This window comes from Weissella sp. DD23 (genome assembly GCF_001579105.1).
GTDB lineage: Bacteria > Bacillota > Bacilli > Lactobacillales > Lactobacillaceae > Weissella > Weissella cibaria.
In genome coordinates this window covers 43,420-48,656 of record NZ_KQ970394.1, presented here as the reverse complement: position 1 = coordinate 48,656, position 5,237 = coordinate 43,420, and the positions used below count along the sequence as shown (strand labels likewise).

Sequence of the window (5,237 nt, the reverse complement as noted above, 5' to 3'; positions counted from 1 at the left end):
AGCGATGCTGAGGCCATCAAGTCATCAATCAGTTGTGACTCGCCAACGGTATACATTTCTGGTCGATCATCGAGCTGCAATGCTTCCGTCAAGACCGCCGTTTGCAATGCCAGTTGTGATGGATACGCCGTCGTATTGCGCATGCCGTCCCGGCGCAACCAAAGATATGGTTGCTGATCCTGATTATAGAGCACTGTCAACGCCTCAAGTCCAGTTTCATCAAAATAATCCGCCTGATAGACTGCCTCATTTCGCACCATCTTTTGGCGAGAGACAAACCCACGATAATCATACTCCGCAATCATGCGTGGCTCTTCGCGTCGATTATAGTATTTAACTTGTCGGACAAAGCGCCAGGCTGTGCTGATATGTTCAAAATAATCAAACCACGCTAATCGTAATGAACCAGCTTTAATTTCGCCCCAAGTAAAATCAGAGTAGAGCTCCGTTTTTGGTGCCCGTGGCAAATCCCAAAACCAGCGTGGTTCATGCCGATACCCCTTGGTTCGTTGCACAATATCAGCCAATTGCCAAATGTCATCTAAATCAATGCGATAATCTTGCGCAAGTTTCGTGAGTTCCGGTTGATAGTCGACCACGACAATATTGATTGGTTCTCGTTGTTCCTTAAGTCGTCGATAAACATCTAAGATTTTTTCAGTCACATCATCAATTTGTGGATGTAGTGTCTCAATTAATAAATATTTCATTTCGCTTGCCGCCATTCTGCAATTGCCGTCAACCAGTTTTGCCAAGCTTGCCAAACAGCTGTTTCACTATAGGCCAAGCGCGCTTCTAGCGTGCTAGCCATCAAAGCCGCCAGTGCTTGTTGATTCGACAAATAATGTTGAATCCAATGCGCCATTTGTTGCACATTATCCGGGTCATGTAATCCGATTAATTGCCCATTAACACCCGGTTGCACGATTTCACGAGGCCCGTATAACGCATCATACGCAATGATTGGCGTCCCAACCGACTCGGCCTCCATCATCGTCAAACCAAAGCCCTCTGACCGACTAGCCGCAACAAACAGCTGAGCGTTGGCCAACTTTTCCAAGACTGCCGTCGTGTGCCCCATCAAATGGACATAGTCTGTGGCATCTAAACGCGCAATCTGGTCACGAAGCCGACCATCATCGCTACCGTTACCCCAAATTTCAAGTTGCGCCTGGGGCAGTTGCTCATGCACAATTGCCATGGCGTCAATCAAGTGATCAATTTGCTTCGCCTCATCCAAGCGCGAAACCGTCACCACCGTCTGTGGTTGCCGTTCAATACTGGTTTTAACGGGTTCACTGAGCACCGCATCGCTAATCATACCGACTGGAATCTTGAAAAAGCGTTCCCGATAGCCAAACCGATTAGCAACCCGCTCGAGTTGAATTTGCGTTGGCACGATTACCGCATTGAAATCACCGATATTATCGAATTCATATTGATAGTTGTAATTCACCAAGCCGTTTGGCGCGGTTTCATCATTGAGATGGCCAGCATGTAGAATAAATGTTTTGAATGCCCGGGTCTGCATATTGTTCAACGCCCACGCTTCGGTAATGCCTCGATCAGCGATGAAGGCATTCGCACCACCAAATGCCTGATTAATTTCGTCAAAAAAGAATCTAAATAACTCATCAGTGCCAAAGAATTGATAATCATGACCGTGATAATCAAATACTGAGACCATTTCAAACTCATCAATATCCGTTCGATCATGTGCCATGGTGTACAACATCGTCAATTGCCCAGTTGGTGAATAGAACGCCCGGCTTTCCCGCACATTCTTATCTGCCAGCATGATATAGCGATCTTCCGCAATGATAAAGCCCCGTGGGTCATACCATTCTGCCCGTGTTTGGCGACGATTTTGATCGAAATATGACACAGCGTAAATATCCCCATTCACATCCGCATTCACATCAATCAGACTGGTTGTTTGCCCGTCAAATGCAAACTGTCGTAATTGGGCATTCCCCGTCTGTAATTCAACCATGCCAGCTGGCATTGGATAATCAGATAGCTTAGGCGCACCCTGACCAACAAAATCACGCGCATCAATAAACCAATCATGCAACCCTAATAATTGGGACTCTGGTAGACCCCAGATAACTGCATTTCGATGCAAATCAAAGAAAAAATCAGTCGCCACCAACATAGCCGGTACGTCGTGGTCACGAAACAGTTGGAGGCGCTTGAGAATAGCGTGCTCAACACCCGAATTAGTGCGTGCTAAGCCACCGTTAATAAAAAAGTTCATCTTACAACTCCTCATCGTCCGTTAGGCGTCGTACAGGTACACCCAACACTTCCCAATTTACCCCTGCAACAGACTCGTCGACCCACAACGAATCAATTTCATGACGATTAACTGCGCCCTGTAGTAGATCAAAGAGTAAATCAAGTTCACCCGTTAAGTGGCGCTCTTGCAACTGATTTGGCCACTGATACCAGTGTGCCTCCGTTTCAGTTTGCATTGCCATAACGGTTACTTGTTGCTGACCGTCAAAAAATTCCGTCAAACTAATTTGACCAGCGTGATTCCAGTACTGGCGTCGTACCAATTGCCCGTTCGGACGGAATTGTTCGCTTAGTGCTAATTTGCCTAATTGATTGTAATAACCGACTTCATGCACGCGACCCGCATCATCTAAAAGTACGGTCACGCGCACCTGGTCACCGATTAACCAATTACTTTGGTGTTCATTTATCAAATTCTCGGTAAATTCAGCCCCACGTTGCGGCGTTTGTGACACACCATCGTAAGAAGCACCAAGCACCTCGTAGGCATTCGACTCATTGACCAAAAAATCACCATTTATGTTAAACAAGCCTGAATAGACTCGCATCGTATCTGACACCAACTCGTGGCGTCGCTTAACCGGCACCGTTAACGTGACATATCCAATCATGACAGCACCTCATTCCACTTCTGCCAAATATTTTCTGCACTAAACCGTTGTGTTGACGCTACCGCAGCTGCGCTTTTACGTGCCAATTCTTCCGGCGTATTAAACCACCTTACTAACGTTTCAGCCATCTGCGTGTAATCGTGTTCAGGGACTAATCGGCCCGTTGACTCATCAATCAATTCGCTTGGACCGTACTTAACATCGTAAGAAATTGCTGGTACGCCATTTGCCAACGCCTCAACCAACGATAAGGCGTATCCTTCATTGTGTGACGTTAGCAACGTCGCTTGGGCCCGTTGCCATACCTGCTCCGGTTGGGCCGTGTACCCCTTTAATTTGATATAGGCTGTAGCGCCAATTTGATCAATGAATGCTTGCAAACGGTCGTCGTCACCATGATTACCAGAGCCCCAGATTTCAGCATGAATCCTGTCATTTTGCTGATGCGCTAAGTGAATTGCTTGCACTGCTTCGGTCAAGTTTTTCTCCGGTGCAATTCGTGACACAATTGCTACCAAACCTATTTCACGTTCTACAAATGGTGTATTCGTTGGTCGCTGATCTGGTAATACCGCAACCGGTATCGCAGTCACGGTTGCCTTGGGCCATCGCGCCAACACATCAGCTGCCTGCTGGTCACTGGAAACAATGAAACGCTCAAACAATTCTTGATGATTTAAGACCGCTTCGTAATTTTCATTTAGTGGTCCCATCACCTGCTGCGGATCAATCGTGTGCGTGTTATGCAAGACACTAATCTTGCGTGCCGGTTCCGTCATTTGTTGCAAGGCGTCAAACCATTCAGCATTACGATCCACAATAAAGACCGTTTCTTCGTCGGCAGTCGTATTTTGACGGACCAATTCATCTAACCAAAACGCTTGGATCGCCGCTTCACTATCAAACATGTGCTCTTGATTATCAGCCGTGCGGTAGCGATAAGTTGTTTGCCCAGTGGCTGTCACGGTCGTCCACATCTTGGTTGGTGTGGTTGTTGACACAAACTCTCGCAAATACAGCTGTTGGTCATCAGGTGAAAAATATTCAGTCCCGATTTGTTGCCCACGTGGATCAAAAAATTTCATCCGTGTTGTTTGCCCATTTACCGCAATTTCAGTCCATAGCAACAACGTTTTGTGATCAATACCCGGTTGTAATTTAATCGTTTGGCCATCCGTTAGATGCAACTCACGACCATTTTCGTCGATGTAATCCTGTGCAATATTTGGCAACATGATTGTTTTAATATCAATCGGATTTGATGTTGTTGGACGTTCCATCAACTCCTCATACATGTTCAAATAATTTGGCGTTAAGTCGGCCACCGTTCCAAGGCCAAAACGTGCATTTAAATCAAGCTTGTAAGTCACGAATTGCGTCTGTAAGCCATGTTTATTGAATAATTTTGTTCGTAAAATGCCGGCGTTATCTAACCCCGAGCGTCGAACATAGAACGAATCATTTAGTATATAAATTTTCATATTGCTTCCACCCCAAAGCTACGCATAACGCTACTAATTTTATTTAATCGTCGTACAATTACTTCCTATTATATACCGCCAGAACCGTTGCTTTCACGTAATTAATACCCTATTTTCTGCGACTTCATCATCCCGCTTGCATCACAAAAAGGCGAAGCGATACTCCCTCTTCGGACTATCGCTTCGCCTTATTTTTTATAATCAACTTCCACCGACTAACGGGTTGTTGTAGAGTCATCCTCATCTTCGTCATCATCCTTACGACGACGGGCAATAAAGAGACCAAACAAGCCCATCATAATCAACGCAGCAACACTCAAGAACTCAGTCGTTGAGACTTGGTCATCGGCCGTTGCGTGTTCCAAATTTGCAGACGTTTGATCGACAGTCACGGCACTAATACGTCCGTTATTATCATCTCCCGCTTGAGAACCAGCAATTCCCGCTGTTTGACCAGGCGCATTAACAACACCCGCGACATTAACTGTTGCATTAGAAAGTGATGTTACAACAGCACTTCCCTGGTTCGTCAACGGAGTCTCCGCAACAGTAGCTGCTGTTGCGCCGATCGTGGCAACACCAGCTGCAACGTTAGCACCAGCATTACGCCCATTCGTCGTTGAGTTACTCAAGCTCGTTGAAGTCGATCCATTCAATGACGTCGAGTTGTTCAAACTCGTTGATGTTGAACTGCTCAATGACGTTGAGTTGCTCAATGACGTCGAGTTGTTCAAACTCGTTGATGTTGAATCGCTCAAACTCGTTGATGTCGAGCTGCTCAATGACGTCGAGTTGCTCAAACTCGTTGAAGTCGAGTTACTCAATGATGTTGAATTGCTCAAGATCG

4 protein-coding genes and 1 pseudogene are annotated in these 5,237 nt (G+C 46.0%); all 5 read right to left on the bottom strand.

Features of this window, described 5'->3' with window-relative positions:
- Positions 1–710: hypothetical protein (locus WEIDD23_RS07660; RefSeq protein WP_197458845.1), on the bottom strand; the 710-nt coding region annotated here is incomplete at its 3' end.
- On the bottom strand, positions 707–2,257 hold the full coding sequence (locus WEIDD23_RS07655) for a glycosyltransferase (RefSeq protein ID WP_062358887.1): 1,551 nt from the start codon (positions 2,255–2,257) through the stop codon (positions 707–709). The genes WEIDD23_RS07660 and WEIDD23_RS07655, both read right to left, overlap by 4 nt.
- 1 nt (position 2,258) lies before the next feature.
- On the bottom strand, positions 2,259–2,909 hold the full coding sequence (locus tag WEIDD23_RS07650; RefSeq protein ID WP_010371044.1) for a hypothetical protein: 651 nt from the start codon (positions 2,907–2,909) through the stop codon (positions 2,259–2,261).
- Entirely contained in the window at positions 2,906–4,390 is a 1,485-nt protein-coding gene (locus WEIDD23_RS07645; protein ID WP_010371046.1) for a glycosyltransferase, read from the bottom strand. Before WEIDD23_RS07645 ends, WEIDD23_RS07650 begins: the two co-directional genes overlap by 4 nt.
- A 215-nt stretch (positions 4,391–4,605) precedes the next feature.
- Positions 4,606–5,237 (bottom strand): annotated as a pseudogene (locus WEIDD23_RS07640) (hypothetical protein); the annotation flags it as partial.

Bases quoted from the DNA above. Each gene is read 5' to 3' on its own strand.
- WEIDD23_RS07655 (WP_062358887.1), bottom strand. From the start codon at position 2,257: ATGAACTTTTTTATTAACGGTGGCTTAGCACGCACTAATTCGGGTGTT.
- WEIDD23_RS07650 (WP_010371044.1), bottom strand. From the start codon at position 2,909: ATGATTGGATATGTCACGTTAACGGTGCCGGTTAAGCGACGCCACGAG.
- WEIDD23_RS07645 (WP_010371046.1), bottom strand. From the start codon at position 4,390: ATGAAAATTTATATACTAAATGATTCGTTCTATGTTCGACGCTCGGGG.